Here is a 12,908-nt window from a genome sequence, read left to right on the forward strand (position 1 = left end):
GCTCCTTTAGAAAGTGGCTTGAAGGTTGAAGTGCAGGCGCGATTCCTGCTTCGAGGTGTTTGGCCCTTCGAGTAACGGGTAGCCCCAATCGAGGCTGCCGGACAGCCATTTGCTGAGGCTGGCACGGGTGCCGAGGCCGACGCTGGCCAGGGCGTAACTGGCGTCCTGGTCCGGCAGTTCGTCGCGCAGGTACAGTTGCGCGCCTTCGGCGAAGGCGTAGAAGCGCCATTCCTGCATCCAACTGCCGGCGTATTTCGCCAGCGACGGGGTGCGCAGTTCCTGACTGAGCAGCACGCCGTCATCGCCGGTGCGCTCGGCCGCCAGATAGCCGCGCACCGAGGTCGCGCCGCCTGCGGAAAACTGTTCGTTGGAGACCAGCGGCCCCGACGCCAGCTGGAACGCGCCTTTGCTCGCACTCTGCCAGTCGTTGTCGAAGGTCCAGGTGAAGTTGCTGTCGCCCTTGAGCACGGCGAAACTCGGGTTGGCGCGGTAGCGTTTGTAGTCGAAGTCTTGGTCGGAACTGCCGTAACCAAAAATGCTGCGGGTGGCAGCGACCAGGCTCAGGCCGAGTCCAAGCTGACTTTTTTCGGTGTAGCGGAAGCCGTTGTAGGCGAAGGTGAACGGCGCGTATTTCAGCGGCACCTTGTCGCTCTCGCCGGACAGAGTCAGGCGTTCGTCGAAGTCCTTGAAGTCGATACCGGCCGACAGCGAGTTCGACCAGTTGCCACTGGACGGCAACGTGTAGATCGCCGACACGCCGTAGGAATGGCCCTTGCCCAGCACGTTGCTGCCGCCGATGGTGGCGACGTTGCTGTCGGACTGGTAGCCGGAGAACTGCACACTCCAGCGCTCGGTCAATGGCGCGGTGTAGGAGCCCGACCAGACCTTGGCGTTGTCGGTGTCTTGCGGCGCGGTGAAGAATGTCAGGTTGATGCTGTGGCCGAGCTGCCACAGGTTGTTGTAGCCGAGGCTGGTCACGGCGCGGAGCTTTTCGGTGTCGGCGCTGTAGTCGTTGTTGAGGCCGATGCTGCCGGTCCAGGGGTTCTGGTCTTCGACCTGCAAATCGACGTCCATGGTGCCGGGGCGTTGACCTTCGCGCACCAGCGGCATGACCTGACGGCCCGGGGTTTTATTGAGCTGCGCCAGTTCGCCCTGAACCTTGGCAAAGTCCGGCACCTCGCCCTCTTTCAGGGCCGGGACGTTGTCGCGGATGTCCAGCGGCGAATAGTGTTTGGCGCCGACCACGCGGACCCGGCCGACCTTGGTTTCGCTGACTTGCAGATAGACGATGCCGTCCGCCACCGCTTGCTCCGGCAGTTCGACGAACACCGATTGGTAGCCGCGCTCCTGATAGGCCTTCTGCAAGGCATCGCGGGCGCCTTCGATGTCGCTCATGGCTTTCTGCGGGCCGAGAAACGGGTACACCGCCTCTTCGATGGCCCGCGCGTCGAGCACGGTGTTGCCGCGCACGAAGTATTCGTTGACGTCCACCAGACGTTGCGGCGCAGCGGCTTCGGCAGCCTCTTCGGCGAATGCCGGTTGCGCGCCGGCCGTCACCAGCAGCCAGCCCCACAGCGCCAGCCGTGACGTGAAAATCTGATCCACACTACCCCCTGAATTCGCGATGACCTGTTGGCGCTGTTGCACGCCTTGTGTGTTGCATCCAATGGCTGGCGCGGCTAATTGCTGACGTGCGCGGCACCGCTGTGCTTGCCGAGCCAGGTATGCAACAGCGCGAAGTTCAAGGAGAACTCGGGCATTTGCAGCAAGGCACCGCAGAACACTTCGCCGATGATTTTCTGAATGAGCTGCACCGCACGCGGGTTGTTGAGGAGCGTGGCGATGTCGCGACTGAGGACGTTGAAGCTCCAGACTTTCTGGTTCAGGCCAAGACCGACGAACCAGCGGAACAGCAGGTTGTAATTGAGCTGCTCATACAGTTGCTGCTCGCTGGGCACCGAATACAGCAGTTGCAGGAGCAGGATGTGCATGACGGTTTGCGCGGGGATGAGCATGCCGGGCTCGGCATTGAGTTCGTGCAGCAGGTCTTGATGGGCATCGAGCAAGTCGTCGATCTGCGGGCGCAGCAAGACCAGCGAATGGCCTGGCGGAATGTAGCTGGAGACCTCTTTCAAGGCACCCTGCCAGTCATCCTGCGACACGATCCAGACCCACGGCGCACCGTAGCGATACACCGAAACCGGCTTCTTGCGCGCCGCTTCGACGATCTTCGACAGGCGCTGATCGAGTTCCTGCATGCCCACTTTCGAGTAGCGTTCCATAGTCCCCATTGCCTCACTCCCGGCGTCCCGCCTCGGCTTGTGAAAAGCGCCCCGTTGGGCCCCTCAAGCGCGTTACATAGGCATGACCGGACTGGCTATGTGCTACCGAACTTTTGTCATAAAAGCTTCATTTCAAAAATTGAGATTGGCTGCGTCGACAGCAAAGGAAGGAATTGTTCCGGGGGCGGGTGCTGAATCAGATGACGCTTCGCTGAGACTGCGGTTCAGCAAAGCGCCAAAGCTGGATGACAACGGGCATCAACATGTTTGGTTGAAGAATTCAAACCGTTTTCAGACTAAAAGTTCCGGAAACTTTCAACTCTTTAGGGCCAGGTGGGTTGGGATTACCCTCTAGTTTCATCAAAATATCAAACTTGCCTTCCGTTTTTCGAGGTGAGTCCGTATACGCGACAGTGACTTCGCCCGATGTGGCAACATAGGCGAAATTGTGCATATCGGAATAATCCAGATATCTCGCAACAGACAGTTGACTGACAGGATAAGTGGCCGAAAGAGCCTTCTTCGGAAACCCCAATTCGAAATATTTCTTAGGCTCCATATGACCCCCAACCCCCTCCCTGACCGAAACCTTGAAGCCATTACCCGAATCTTCAAATGAAAGTGCATCGGCTCTTACGTCACCGCGCTCATCGGTTTTCACTTCAAAGCTGCCCGACGTCTCTGATTCTCCACTGGTCGCCATTTCGTTCTCCCATGACAAGCGCATGTCCTGTCATTTGTTAGTTGAGATTAAAGTAGAAGCATGAACCACACTTCTGTAGGGTTTAATACGCCGGCTGCCTTATCGGGTCTACTGTCAAACTTGACAGTGGACAAACAACTGAAAATCTGAACGACCACAACGAACAGCACTTCAGGAATATACCGGCCATCTTTCAATGATTTTTCCGTCGCGTATCGCCAGCAAATCACCGAACTGCAACAGCACCGCTTCGGTCTGGGTCGGACGCAGGAACACTTGATCTTCGACGTTCAGGCCCACGGCATTCGAACCGTTGACCATCTCCTGATTCGAACTGCGGCCATACACTCCGTTGCTTTGTAGTCCGGCCGGCGATTCGAACTCGGCCATCCAGTTGCCGCCGTAAATGAAAAAGGTCTGGCGCTGGTTGGTGTCCCACCAGGAGAACAGCCGCGACTTGTCATCCAGCGCCGGAATGTTCACCGCCCCCGTACTCTTCAACACAGGCGTGGCGATGTAGGTCGCCGGCACGTGATCGACCAGCGACGGCAGGTCGTAGTGCGTCGGTTTGAGCATCGCCGTGCCCACCGAAACCTCGGTGCTCATCTGCTCGTTTTCATGGATGCGGTAACTCGGGCTGCCGGCGGTGTTCAGGCACAGGTTGTCATTCCACAACGTCGGAAACTGCTGGCGGGTGAAATCCACGCAGCGCTGATAAATCACCATCACCTTGGCGAACAGCTCTTCAGGCGAACCGAGAATCCCCGGCACGCCCATGCCCACGAACGGGTCGTAACCCATGAACCCGGCGAACTGCAGATGCTGCGGATTGGCGCTGATCAGCGTGAGCATCTGCCCCAGCACATTCACATCACTGACCCCGCCGCGATGCAGGCCGACATCCAGCTCGATGTTGATGCGCATCCGCGCGCCCAGCCCCTGCGCCAGCGCGAGGTATTGCTGCAGGCGCTCAGGCCCGTCGAGCAGCCATTGCAGTTGCCTGGAAGGATCGAACGAGCCTTTGTGGTTTTGATAAAACAGCTCGGCTGAACGCACCGGCAACGGCTTGCCGAGCAGAATGTCGGACTGCGGAAACGTGACCGCATCGTGATTGAGAAACGGCTGGTGAAACGACATGAGTTTTTGCGTCCCGGCCCGTTGCGCGATGTAGCTCAACAGCCCCGGCGACGGCAGGGACTTCTCCACCAGACGCAATTGCTTGCCGCCGCGTTTGGCCGACTGCATCACCACGTCGATGTTGTGATCGAGGCGATCCAGATCGATCAACAGCACCGGGCGCATCGGGCCTTTGTCTTTCAGTTCATTATTCAGCGCGCGGAAATATTCACTGTACGGCGCACCTCGATCACCCGGTCGCAGCCAGGCGCCCACGCCCACCAGTAAAGCGCCGACACCCAACGTGCCCAGCATGAAATTGCGTCGATTGACCGCCATCAGCTTACCCCCAGAATTGACGACAGATGCGCATTGAGAAAGCGTCCGCTCGGATCCAGCGCCTGACGCACCTCGACAAACTCGCGCCAGCGCGGATACAGCGGCTGCAACGTGCGGGCGTTGAGCGTGTGCAACTTGCCCCAGTGCGGGCGACCGTTGTACTTCCAGAAAATCGGCTCGACCGCCGCGAAAAAGTTGTGGTGATCCATCTGATAGTGCTGGTGCACCGAAATCGAACAGCTGTCGCGGCCCTCGAACATGCTCAGCGGAATATCGTCGGCTTTCACGTAGCGATACTCGATGGGAAACCAGGTGCGCAGGTCTTTGTCGCGAATCAGTTTGAGGATCTCGCGCAGGCAAGCCGGGCCGTGTTCGGCAGGCACCGAGTATTCCATTTCGTTGAAGCGCACGGTGCGCACGTTGGCGTAGATGTCGAACGAGTCACCGACCCGATCATCAAAATTCGCCAGATGCCGCAGGCTGTTGAGCAGCGTGCTGCGCAGCTCAGGGAAATCGCTGCCGTACTTGTCGATCTTCTCGATCAGGGTCACGAACTCGTTGCCGCCCTCCTCTTCGGGCGGGATTGGCGGGGTGGCCGGGTCGCTGGTTTCGTTGAGGGCGATAGACAAGGCGTAATCGGAATGGGTGACCACGAGCATTTCCCAGTGCTGATTTTCGCGGGTGTTTTTGTCGAGGTCTTCCAGCAGCTCTTCGGTCTTGGCGATCCACTGGCGTTCGCGCAGGCGATAGGCCGGGCGATTTTGCAGGCGGATTTTCGTCGCCACGCCCAGTGCGCCCAAGGACACCCGCGCAGCGTTGAACACCTCGGGATGGCGCTGGCTGTCACAGTCCAGCACCTCACCATTGGCCGTCACCAATTGCATGCCGCAGACGTGGGCGGAATAGGACTGAAAAGTTTTGCCGGTGCCGTGGGTCGAGGTGGAAATCGCCCCGGCGAGGGTCTGGTAGTCGATGTCGGCCATGTTTTGCAGCGCCTGGCCGACGTCCTTCAGCGGCACACCCATGCGCGACATCGGCGTGCCGGCAGCGAATTCGGCCTGCAGGGTTTTCGGGTCGTGATTGAGCAGCCCGGTGAAATAGCTCAGAGACAGCAGCGTGCCGTCGGTGGGCACCAGCGCACTGAACGAATGCGCCGAACCGACCGGGCGGATTTTGCCCTGGGCCTGGCGAATCGCAGCGCTCAGTTCATCGAGATTCTTCGGCGCCAATCGCGCCGCCGGCAGGCAACTCTGCCCGCCCGACCAGTTGCGCCAGGGAATCAGTCGCGGCGCGCGCATCAATTGCCCCAGCGCGGGATTGGCCGCCAGCGCACTGAATGCGCCGACGATGCTTGCCCGCTGCAACAACTGCCGGCGTGTCAGATCCATGCTCATGCGCGCACCCTTATTGTGGGAGGGGCTGGTCGGCCATGAAGCCGATCAGTTGCAGGAATTGTTCTTCCGAACACTCGACGCACAGGCCCATCGGCGGCATACCGTTGTAGCCGTTGATGGCGTGGTCGAGCAGCGTGTCGGCGCCCTGCTGGATACGCGGTTCCCAGGCTTTACGGTCACCGGTCAATGGTGCGTTGGCGGCCGGATTGGCGTGACACAGCTGGCAGCTGTTGGCGTAGATCTGCGCCAGTGCCGGGTCGGAGGGGGTGGCGTTGCTCGCAACGCGATGGGTGGCTGGAGGTTTGGCGTCATCGCCGCAGCCAGGCAGCGCAATCGCCAGCGCCAGCAAAAAGGTCAATCGCAATGCCCGCATAACGATCCTCGCGTGGGATGCCGTTTATTGTTGTGAGCCCACCTTAAGGCAGCGGCGCCAGCGGGTTGAGGGCATTGCGGGACAGTGAGGGGAACTTCGGGGGCCAGCAGAAAATGTTCAAACCATACAATTCAACTGTGGGAGCGGGCTTGCTCGCGAATGCGGTGTGTCAGCCATGAGGATGTCAGTTGAAAGGACGCATTCGCGAGCAAGCCCGCTCCCACATTGGATTTCATAAACCAGTCAGAGCTCTGTTCCGCATCTCTGCGTGACATTCGCGTGACATTGGCGGGTTTAAATGTCGGCGCATTCAGGCGTATAACCTGTAAAGACTTTTTGATCTGTATACGGACATCAATACGGGGTAGCGACATGACCACAGCAAATATCCTTGGCAATCTGTTCCCTTCTGTCAGCGACATCCCGGAAAAATACCGCCTCGACGGTCAGGTCGAGCAACGCGAATACCTCGTCGATGGCGAACTGCGGCGCTGGGACGGCCCGCTCGCACAAGTGCGTAGCCCGGTCTACATCCATGGCGAAAGCGGCGATGAACAAGTGATCCTCGGCAGCACGCCACTGCTCGACGCCGACACCGCCCTCACCGCCCTCGACGCCGCCGTGCGCGCCTACGATCGCGGTCAGGGCCAGTGGCCGACCATGCGCGTGGCCGAACGGATCCAGCACGTCGAAGCGTTCCTCGGGCGTATGCGCCAGCAGCGCGAAGCCGTGGTCAAGCTGCTGATGTGGGAGATCGGCAAGAACCTCAAGGACTCGGAAAAAGAGTTCGACCGCACCTGCGACTACATCGTCGACACCATCAACGCGCTGAAGGAACTCGACCGCCGCTCCAGCCGTTTCGAACTGGAGCAGGACACCCTCGGCCAGATCCGCCGCGTGCCGCTCGGCGTCGCACTGTGCATGGGCCCTTACAACTATCCGCTGAACGAAACCTTCACCACGCTGATTCCGGCGCTGATCATGGGCAACACCGTGGTGTTCAAACCGGCCAAGCTCGGCGTGCTGCTGATCCGTCCCCTGCTTGAGGCGTTCCGCGACAGTTTCCCGACTGGCGTGATCAACGTGATCTACGGCAGCGGCCGCGAGACGGTCAGCGCGCTGATGGCCAGCGGCAAGATCGACATCTTCGCCTTCATCGGCACCAACAAGGCCGCCAGCGATCTTAAGAAACTGCACCCGAAACCGCACCGTTTGCGCGCCGCGCTGGGTCTGGATGCGAAGAACCCCGGCATCGTCCTGCCGGAAGTCGATCTGGACAACGCAGTCAGCGAAGCGGTCACCGGTTCGCTGTCGTTCAACGGCCAGCGCTGCACCGCGCTGAAGATCCTGTTTGTGCACGAGGACGTGGTCGACGCCTTCATCGAAAAATTCAACGCCAAACTCGCCACGCTCAAGCCGGGCATGCCGTGGGACAGCGGCGTGGCGCTGACGCCGCTGCCGGAGTCGGGCAAGGTCGACTACCTGCACGGTCTGGTGGCCGATGCGCAGAGCAAGGGCGCACAAGTGGTCAACCCGAACGGCGGCGAAAGTCGTGAGTCGTTCTTCTACCCAGCCGTGCTGTACCCGGTGACGCCACAAATGCGCGTGTACAACGAAGAACAATTCGGCCCGGTGGTGCCAATCGTTCCGTATCGTCATCTCGATACCGTGATCGATTACGTGCTGGAGTCGGATTTCGGCCAGCAACTGAGTCTGTTCGGCACCAACCCGGTGGCGATAGGCCGACTGGTCGACACTTTCGCCAACCAGGTCGGGCGGATCAACCTCAACGCCCAGTGCCAGCGCGGGCCGGACACCTACCCGTTCAACGGGCGCAAGAACTCCGCCGAAGGCACGCTGTCGGTACACGATGCGCTGCGGGTGTTTTCGATCCGCACACTGGTGGCGACCAAGTTCCAGGACAGCAACAAGGATCTGATCAGCGAAATCATTCGCGGCCGCGATTCGAGCTTCCTGACCACCGACTACATCTTCTGACGAGGACTTTGCACTGAGTACCTTCAGCACCCACCGACTGCCACCGCTGCTGCGGCGAATCCTGCGTCCGTTGCTGGACCCGTACCGCCGCTACCAGCACGCCCGAGTGATTCACGCGGTGCGGGTAGCACTGGGGCTGCTGGCGACCATTCTGCTGACCACCGGCATCAACCTGCCCCACGGCGAGTGGGCTTCGGTGACCATGCTGGTGGTGATCGGCGGTCTGCAACACCACGGCAACATCGGCAAGAAAGCCGCCGAACGCGCCACCGGCACCCTGATCGGTGCCGGCGTCGGTCTGCTGCTGGTGGCCCAACAGGCATGGCTCGGCATGCCGTGGCTGACCTACTTTGCGATGGCCGTGGTCTGCGGATTCTTCTCCTATCACGCCATCGGCAAGGGCGGTTACACCGCCCTGCTTTCGGCAATTACCGTCTTCATCGTCGCCGGACATGGCGACAACCCGATCACCGACGGCTTGTGGCGCGGCGTCGACATCCTGATCGGCATCGCCCTGGCCCTGGCGTTCTCCTTCGCCCTGCCGCTGTACGCGGTGTATTCGTGGCGCTACAACCTGGCCGATGCCTTGCGCGACTGCGCCACGTTGTACGGACGAATTATCAGCGGCCAACCGGTCAGCGCCGATGAACATCTGAAGCTGATGGGCCGGGTGACCACGGTGATGGTGCAACTGCGCTCGCTGATGCCTTCAGTGTCCAAGGAAGTGAAGATTTCCATGACCGAACTGGACGCGATTCAGCGCAACCTGCGGATGTGCGTCAGTACCCTGGAAATTCTCGGCAACACCCGCCCCGATGCCAACGACCCTGAAGCCATGGCGCATCTGCAATCGGCGCTGCGGGCCGAGCACCGGGTGATCCGCGTGCAACTGATCGGCATGGCCCGGGCCTTGAAATCCGGGGCGGCGCAACGCCTGGCGCGCCCGCTGGAGCTACCGGACGCCAGCCTCGACACACCGGTCTACAGCACGCTGGACGGTTACCGCTTGCTGACCCGACAACTGGCGGCGAACATCGGCGAGTTGCGTCAGCGTCTGGCAATGACCGCGCCGCGCTGGAACATCTGAGCGTTACTGCGTCAGCAGTGGGCGACGCTTCAGGCCCCAGCCCTGTTGCATGCCGGCGGCGGCCAGCAGAATTGCCGCTACACCGAGCCATTGCAGGGTTTCCAGGCGATGGCCGAAGGCGAACCAGTCGACGAAAATCGCCGCAATCGGGTAGATGAAGGACAGCGCTCCGGTCAGTGCAGTTGGCAGTTTCTGGATCGCACCGTATAGCAGCACATACATCAGGCCCGTGTGGACAACGCCCAACGTCACCAGACTGGCCCATGCTCCGCTGGTTTGCGGCAGGCCGTTGAAGTGCGCGAACGGCGCGAGCAGCAGCACCCCGGTGCAGACCTGGATCAGGGCGATCAGATGCGGCGGTGTGCCGGTCAAACGCTTGATGATCAGCGCCGCTATCGCGTAGAGCAACGCCGCGCCCAATGCCAGCGCAATCCCCAGCAGATACTCGCCACCGCCCTCACCCTGCCCGCCATGGGCGCTGACGATCGCCAACATACCGAGAAAGGAAATCGCCAGCCAGAACAGTTTCTGCAGGGTGATTTTCTCGCCGAGAAACAACGCCGCCAAGCCGACCAGCATGAACGGCTGCACGTTGTATACCGCCGTCCCGATGGCAATCGAGGCCCGGGAATACGAGCCAAACAACAACACCCAGTTGCCGACAATCGCCACACCGCTGAGTACCGCGAGGAGGAACGTGGTGCGGGTCAGAATAGCCGGGCGCAAGAAGCCGAACGCCGCACAAATCAACAGCAAGGTGCCGGCGCCGAACACGCAACGCCAGAACACCACGTCCAGCACCGGCTGCCCGGATACCAGCACGAACCAGCCGATGGTTCCGGAAATCAGCATGGCAGCGGTCATTTCGAATGAGCCGCGGCGGATTGTTTTGTCCATCATCGATCTCCCTTAGCGTTTGACGAAAGCGTGGCAAAAGTATGCCAAGCCGACACCGCGTGCCTCCAGCGTAAAAAGCAGGCTAAACTGGATTTCTGCCTTCTTTATCGCGGGTGGTTTCCTTCAAATGCCTAATCCCGGAGTTGCCCCATGACCGACGATATCGACCAGATCCTCATCAGCGCCCTGATGGAAGACTCGCGCCGCTCGCTCAAGGCGTTGGCGCAGATCAGCGGCCTGTCGTCGCCCAGCGTGGCCGAGCGGTTACGCCGGCTGGAAGAGCGTGGCGTGCTCAAGGGCTATACGGTCGAAATCGATCCCAAATGCTTCGGTTATCAACTGCAGGCGATCGTCCGGGTGCGACCGCTGCCGGGGCAATTGCAGGAAGTGGAACGGCAGATCCTGTCGATCCCGGAGTTCACCGAGTGCGACAAGGTCACCGGCGAAGATTGTTTTATCGCGCGCCTGCACGTGCGCTCGATGGAGCAACTGGACACCCTGCTCGACCGGCTCAATACACTGGCTGAAACCAACACCGCGATCGTCAAGAAAACCCCGGTCAAACGTCGATTGCCGCCGATGGCATGAGTGCGTTTTGCGCGTATTCGGCGTAGATTGAGGTTTTTCCGGCGAAGGATTGGCGGCGATGAATATTCAGGCAGTGATGCTGATGGCATTGGTGCTCAGCGGGTGCGGCACGGTGCAGACCGTTGTGAGCAGTGACCAGAAGACCGCTGAGCGTCTCAGGAACGAGAAAACCTACTGCGGTGCGGTACCGCGGATCTACAGCGGCGTGACCTACGACTTCTGCCTGATGCATGCCGAACTGAAGGATGGCGTTGATGCGTTCGACTACAAGAACGCCAACCCCGGCGTGCTGATCGATGCCGCCGCATCCGGCGTACTCGACACCCTGTTGTTGCCCTACACCCTCTACAAGCAGCAGGCGGACGGCAGCATTGTGATCAACTGATCGCGCTTGTATTTTCGCAGACAACAAAAAACCCGCCGAAGCGGGTTTTTCGTTATTTCACAACAGCTATCAGTCGTCGCGGCTCATGATGCCGAAGATCTGCAACAAGCTGATGAACAGGTTGTAGATCGATACATACAGGCTGATGGTCGCCATGATGTAGTTGCGCTCGCCACCGTGGATGATCGCGCTGGTCTGGAACAGAATGCAGACCGACGAGAACAGCACGAAACCGGCGCTGATCGCCAGTTGCAAACCGCTGATCTGGAAGAACATGCTCGCCAGTGTTGCACCCAGCAACACGAAGAAACCGGCGGTGATGAAACCACCGAGGAAGCTCATGTCCTTGCGGGTGATCAGCACGTAGGCCGACAGACCACCAAACACCAGCGCAGTCATCGCAAATGCCGAGCTGACCACTTCAGCGCCGCCCTGCATGCCCAGGTAACGGTTAAGGATCGGGCCAAGCAGGAAACCCATGAAACCGGTCAGCGCAAATGCAGACACCAGGCCCCACGCGGAATCACGGAGTTTGTTGGTAAGGAAGAACAGCCCGTAAAAGCCGATCAGCACCACGAAAATATTCGGGTAGCCGACACGCATCTGCTGGGCCACGAAAGCCATCACTCCGCTGAATGCGAGGGTGAGCGCCAGTAAGCCGTAAGTGTTGCGCAGGACGCGGCTAACCTCTAGCTGCTCAGCCTGCACGCTGTTGTGAACTGCGTAATCCTGTTCGCGCATGGCGACACTCCTGTTGGTTTGAAACGTTCAGTCGCAAAGATCATAACAGACGCTCTGTAACAAGCCATGCACAGAGTTTGACAGTGTGTTTCATTCAGGTATTATGGCGCCCGCAACGCAACGGAGGTGTGGCCGAGTGGTTTAAGGCAACGGTCTTGAAAACCGTCGACTGTAACAGGTCCATGAGTTCGAATCCCATCGCCTCCGCCATATTTGATACGACAAAGCCCTGATTATTCAGGGCTTTGTCGTTTCTGAGGGTTGAGCTTTTAGTGGACTTTTCCAAGGCGTTACAAAACTTTTTGCAACGCGTTACAAAACTTTCCCCTCTCCGGCGTCCTGCCAATCGTTAAAAACCCTTCATGTAACACGGTGCTACGCTCATTCCTTGGCTTCCAAGGAAACCAAAATGCCTAACTCCGACTTGCTCCCTTCCCTGCTATTCAAGATCAACGAAAACCAGCTCGCCCTCGAGGCTGCCATCATGGAGTTGTCCAACTGGGTCGAGCAGCGCGGATCGGCAGATGTCGCCGAGAACGTACGCGGCGCACTCTGGACGATCGACAAGAACGAGGAGTTCATCAAGATGACACTGGCGGTTTTGATGGCGCCCGAGTGACAGCTCGTCGCCTTCCCCTCGCTTGCCTGGCGCATCTCGATTACTGTACATATATACAGCTTCTGTACGGCGAATCTCCCTCCATGAATTTCGACCAAGCCAAATCTCTCCGGCTCCATCAATGGCGCGCGACTCTCGACGACCAAGACTTTCGAATGCAAAACCCCGAGGCACATCGGGAAACGCTTCATCAAATGGCTGGTGCGCTACATACAGAGGGACTGATCGACCAGCTTGAGCAATTCGATATGAACGAGATGGCAGACGCCGCCTACTGGCATTCTGTCGAGGAGCTGCAAAACTCGCCGGGCCAGTATCGCGGAGCGTCGACCTATGATGTCGTGCATGTCGACACCGGAAAGTTGCTTGGAAATATCAGCCGGTCG

The 12,908-nt window shown here is 59.5% G+C and carries 13 protein-coding genes, 1 tRNA gene and 1 pseudogene; 7 read left to right on the top strand and 8 right to left on the bottom strand.

Features of this window, described 5'->3' with window-relative positions; genetic code table 11:
* Positions 1 to 6 precede the first annotated feature (6 nt).
* The 6 genes from M0814_RS27495 to M0814_RS27520 form a co-directional block, all read right to left on the bottom strand.
* On the bottom strand, positions 7 to 1,605 hold the full coding sequence (locus tag M0814_RS27495) for a ShlB/FhaC/HecB family hemolysin secretion/activation protein (protein WP_103485608.1): 1,599 nt from the start codon (positions 1,603 to 1,605) through the stop codon (positions 7 to 9).
* Positions 1,606 to 1,679: 74 nt separating this feature from the next.
* Entirely contained in the window at positions 1,680 to 2,291 is a 612-nt protein-coding gene (locus M0814_RS27500) for a transposase (RefSeq protein WP_080593238.1), read from the bottom strand.
* A 271-nt stretch (positions 2,292 to 2,562) separates the two neighbouring features.
* Entirely contained in the window at positions 2,563 to 3,009 is a 447-nt protein-coding gene (locus M0814_RS27505) for a hypothetical protein (RefSeq protein WP_247868555.1), read from the bottom strand.
* 147 nt (positions 3,010 to 3,156) lie between these two features.
* A complete protein-coding gene (locus tag M0814_RS27510) occupies positions 3,157 to 4,365 on the bottom strand; it encodes a DSD1 family PLP-dependent enzyme (RefSeq protein WP_177434788.1) in 1,209 nt (402 codons plus the stop codon).
* A 74-nt stretch (positions 4,366 to 4,439) separates the two neighbouring features.
* Positions 4,440 to 5,768, bottom strand: a complete 1,329-nt coding sequence (locus tag M0814_RS27515) for a D-arabinono-1,4-lactone oxidase (protein WP_177434787.1) — start codon at positions 5,766 to 5,768, stop codon at positions 4,440 to 4,442.
* Positions 5,769 to 5,844: 76 nt separating this feature from the next.
* The gene (locus tag M0814_RS27520) at positions 5,845 to 6,207 is read right to left on the bottom strand and encodes a c-type cytochrome (protein ID WP_103485611.1); all 363 of its coding nucleotides are present in this window, start codon (positions 6,205 to 6,207) and stop codon (positions 5,845 to 5,847) included.
* Positions 6,208 to 6,579: 372 nt separating this feature from the next.
* On the opposite strand from M0814_RS27520, the gene M0814_RS27525 reads away from it, so the two are divergent.
* Together M0814_RS27525 and M0814_RS27530 are read left to right on the top strand one after the other, a co-directional pair.
* Positions 6,580 to 8,205 carry an NADP-dependent glyceraldehyde-3-phosphate dehydrogenase gene (locus M0814_RS27525; protein ID WP_003224452.1) on the top strand — a complete coding sequence of 542 codons (1,626 nt, stop codon included), beginning with the start codon at positions 6,580 to 6,582 and terminating at the stop codon, positions 8,203 to 8,205.
* A 46-nt stretch (positions 8,206 to 8,251) separates the two neighbouring features.
* Complete coding sequence (locus M0814_RS27530) at positions 8,252 to 9,292, top strand: FUSC family protein (protein WP_177434786.1); 1,041 nt, start codon at positions 8,252 to 8,254, stop codon at positions 9,290 to 9,292.
* 3 nt (positions 9,293 to 9,295) lie between these two features.
* Here the strand turns inward: M0814_RS27530 and M0814_RS27535 are convergent, their stop codons facing one another.
* Positions 9,296 to 10,189 (bottom strand): DMT family transporter, encoded by an 894-nt coding sequence (locus M0814_RS27535; RefSeq protein WP_103485612.1) that lies wholly within the window; start codon positions 10,187 to 10,189, stop codon positions 9,296 to 9,298.
* Between the two features lie 150 nt (positions 10,190 to 10,339).
* On the opposite strand from M0814_RS27535, the gene M0814_RS27540 reads away from it, so the two are divergent.
* The gene (locus tag M0814_RS27540; protein WP_007915449.1) at positions 10,340 to 10,777 is read left to right on the top strand and encodes an Lrp/AsnC family transcriptional regulator; all 438 of its coding nucleotides are present in this window, start codon (positions 10,340 to 10,342) and stop codon (positions 10,775 to 10,777) included.
* A 58-nt stretch (positions 10,778 to 10,835) separates the two neighbouring features.
* Entirely contained in the window at positions 10,836 to 11,162 is a 327-nt protein-coding gene (locus M0814_RS27545; protein ID WP_003224443.1) for a YceK/YidQ family lipoprotein, read from the top strand.
* Positions 11,163 to 11,231: 69 nt separating this feature from the next.
* On the opposite strand, the gene M0814_RS27550 is transcribed toward M0814_RS27545, so the two are convergent.
* A complete protein-coding gene (locus M0814_RS27550; RefSeq protein ID WP_027613775.1) occupies positions 11,232 to 11,903 on the bottom strand; it encodes a Bax inhibitor-1/YccA family protein in 672 nt (223 codons plus the stop codon).
* A 122-nt stretch (positions 11,904 to 12,025) separates the two neighbouring features.
* Here M0814_RS27550 and M0814_RS27555 point away from each other — a divergent pair.
* From M0814_RS27555 to M0814_RS27565, 3 genes and pseudogenes are all read left to right on the top strand, one after another.
* A tRNA-Ser gene (locus M0814_RS27555) sits at positions 12,026 to 12,113 on the top strand.
* 199 nt (positions 12,114 to 12,312) lie between these two features.
* A complete protein-coding gene (locus M0814_RS27560; RefSeq protein ID WP_064587351.1) occupies positions 12,313 to 12,522 on the top strand; it encodes a hypothetical protein in 210 nt (69 codons plus the stop codon).
* 83 nt (positions 12,523 to 12,605) lie between these two features.
* Positions 12,606 to 12,908, top strand: a pseudogene (locus M0814_RS27565) (hypothetical protein); the annotation flags it as partial.

It is taken from the genome of Pseudomonas sp. MWU12-2020 (assembly GCF_023100605.1).
Classification (GTDB): Bacteria; Pseudomonadota; Gammaproteobacteria; order Pseudomonadales; family Pseudomonadaceae; genus Aquipseudomonas; species Aquipseudomonas fluorescens_H.

Excerpts from the sequence above, each read along its gene's own strand:
- M0814_RS27500 (WP_080593238.1), bottom strand. The coding sequence starts at position 2,291 with ATGGGGACTATGGAACGCTACTCGAAAGTGGGCATGCAGGAACTCGAT.
- M0814_RS27505 (WP_247868555.1), bottom strand. The coding sequence starts at position 3,009 with ATGCGCTTGTCATGGGAGAACGAAATGGCGACCAGTGGAGAATCAGAG.
- M0814_RS27520 (WP_103485611.1), bottom strand. The coding sequence starts at position 6,207 with ATGCGGGCATTGCGATTGACCTTTTTGCTGGCGCTGGCGATTGCGCTG.
- M0814_RS27525 (WP_003224452.1), top strand. The coding sequence starts at position 6,580 with ATGACCACAGCAAATATCCTTGGCAATCTGTTCCCTTCTGTCAGCGAC.
- M0814_RS27535 (WP_103485612.1), bottom strand. The coding sequence starts at position 10,189 with ATGGACAAAACAATCCGCCGCGGCTCATTCGAAATGACCGCTGCCATG.
- M0814_RS27540 (WP_007915449.1), top strand. The coding sequence starts at position 10,340 with ATGACCGACGATATCGACCAGATCCTCATCAGCGCCCTGATGGAAGAC.
- M0814_RS27545 (WP_003224443.1), top strand. The coding sequence starts at position 10,836 with ATGAATATTCAGGCAGTGATGCTGATGGCATTGGTGCTCAGCGGGTGC.
- M0814_RS27550 (WP_027613775.1), bottom strand. The coding sequence starts at position 11,903 with ATGCGCGAACAGGATTACGCAGTTCACAACAGCGTGCAGGCTGAGCAG.
- M0814_RS27560 (WP_064587351.1), top strand. The coding sequence starts at position 12,313 with ATGCCTAACTCCGACTTGCTCCCTTCCCTGCTATTCAAGATCAACGAA.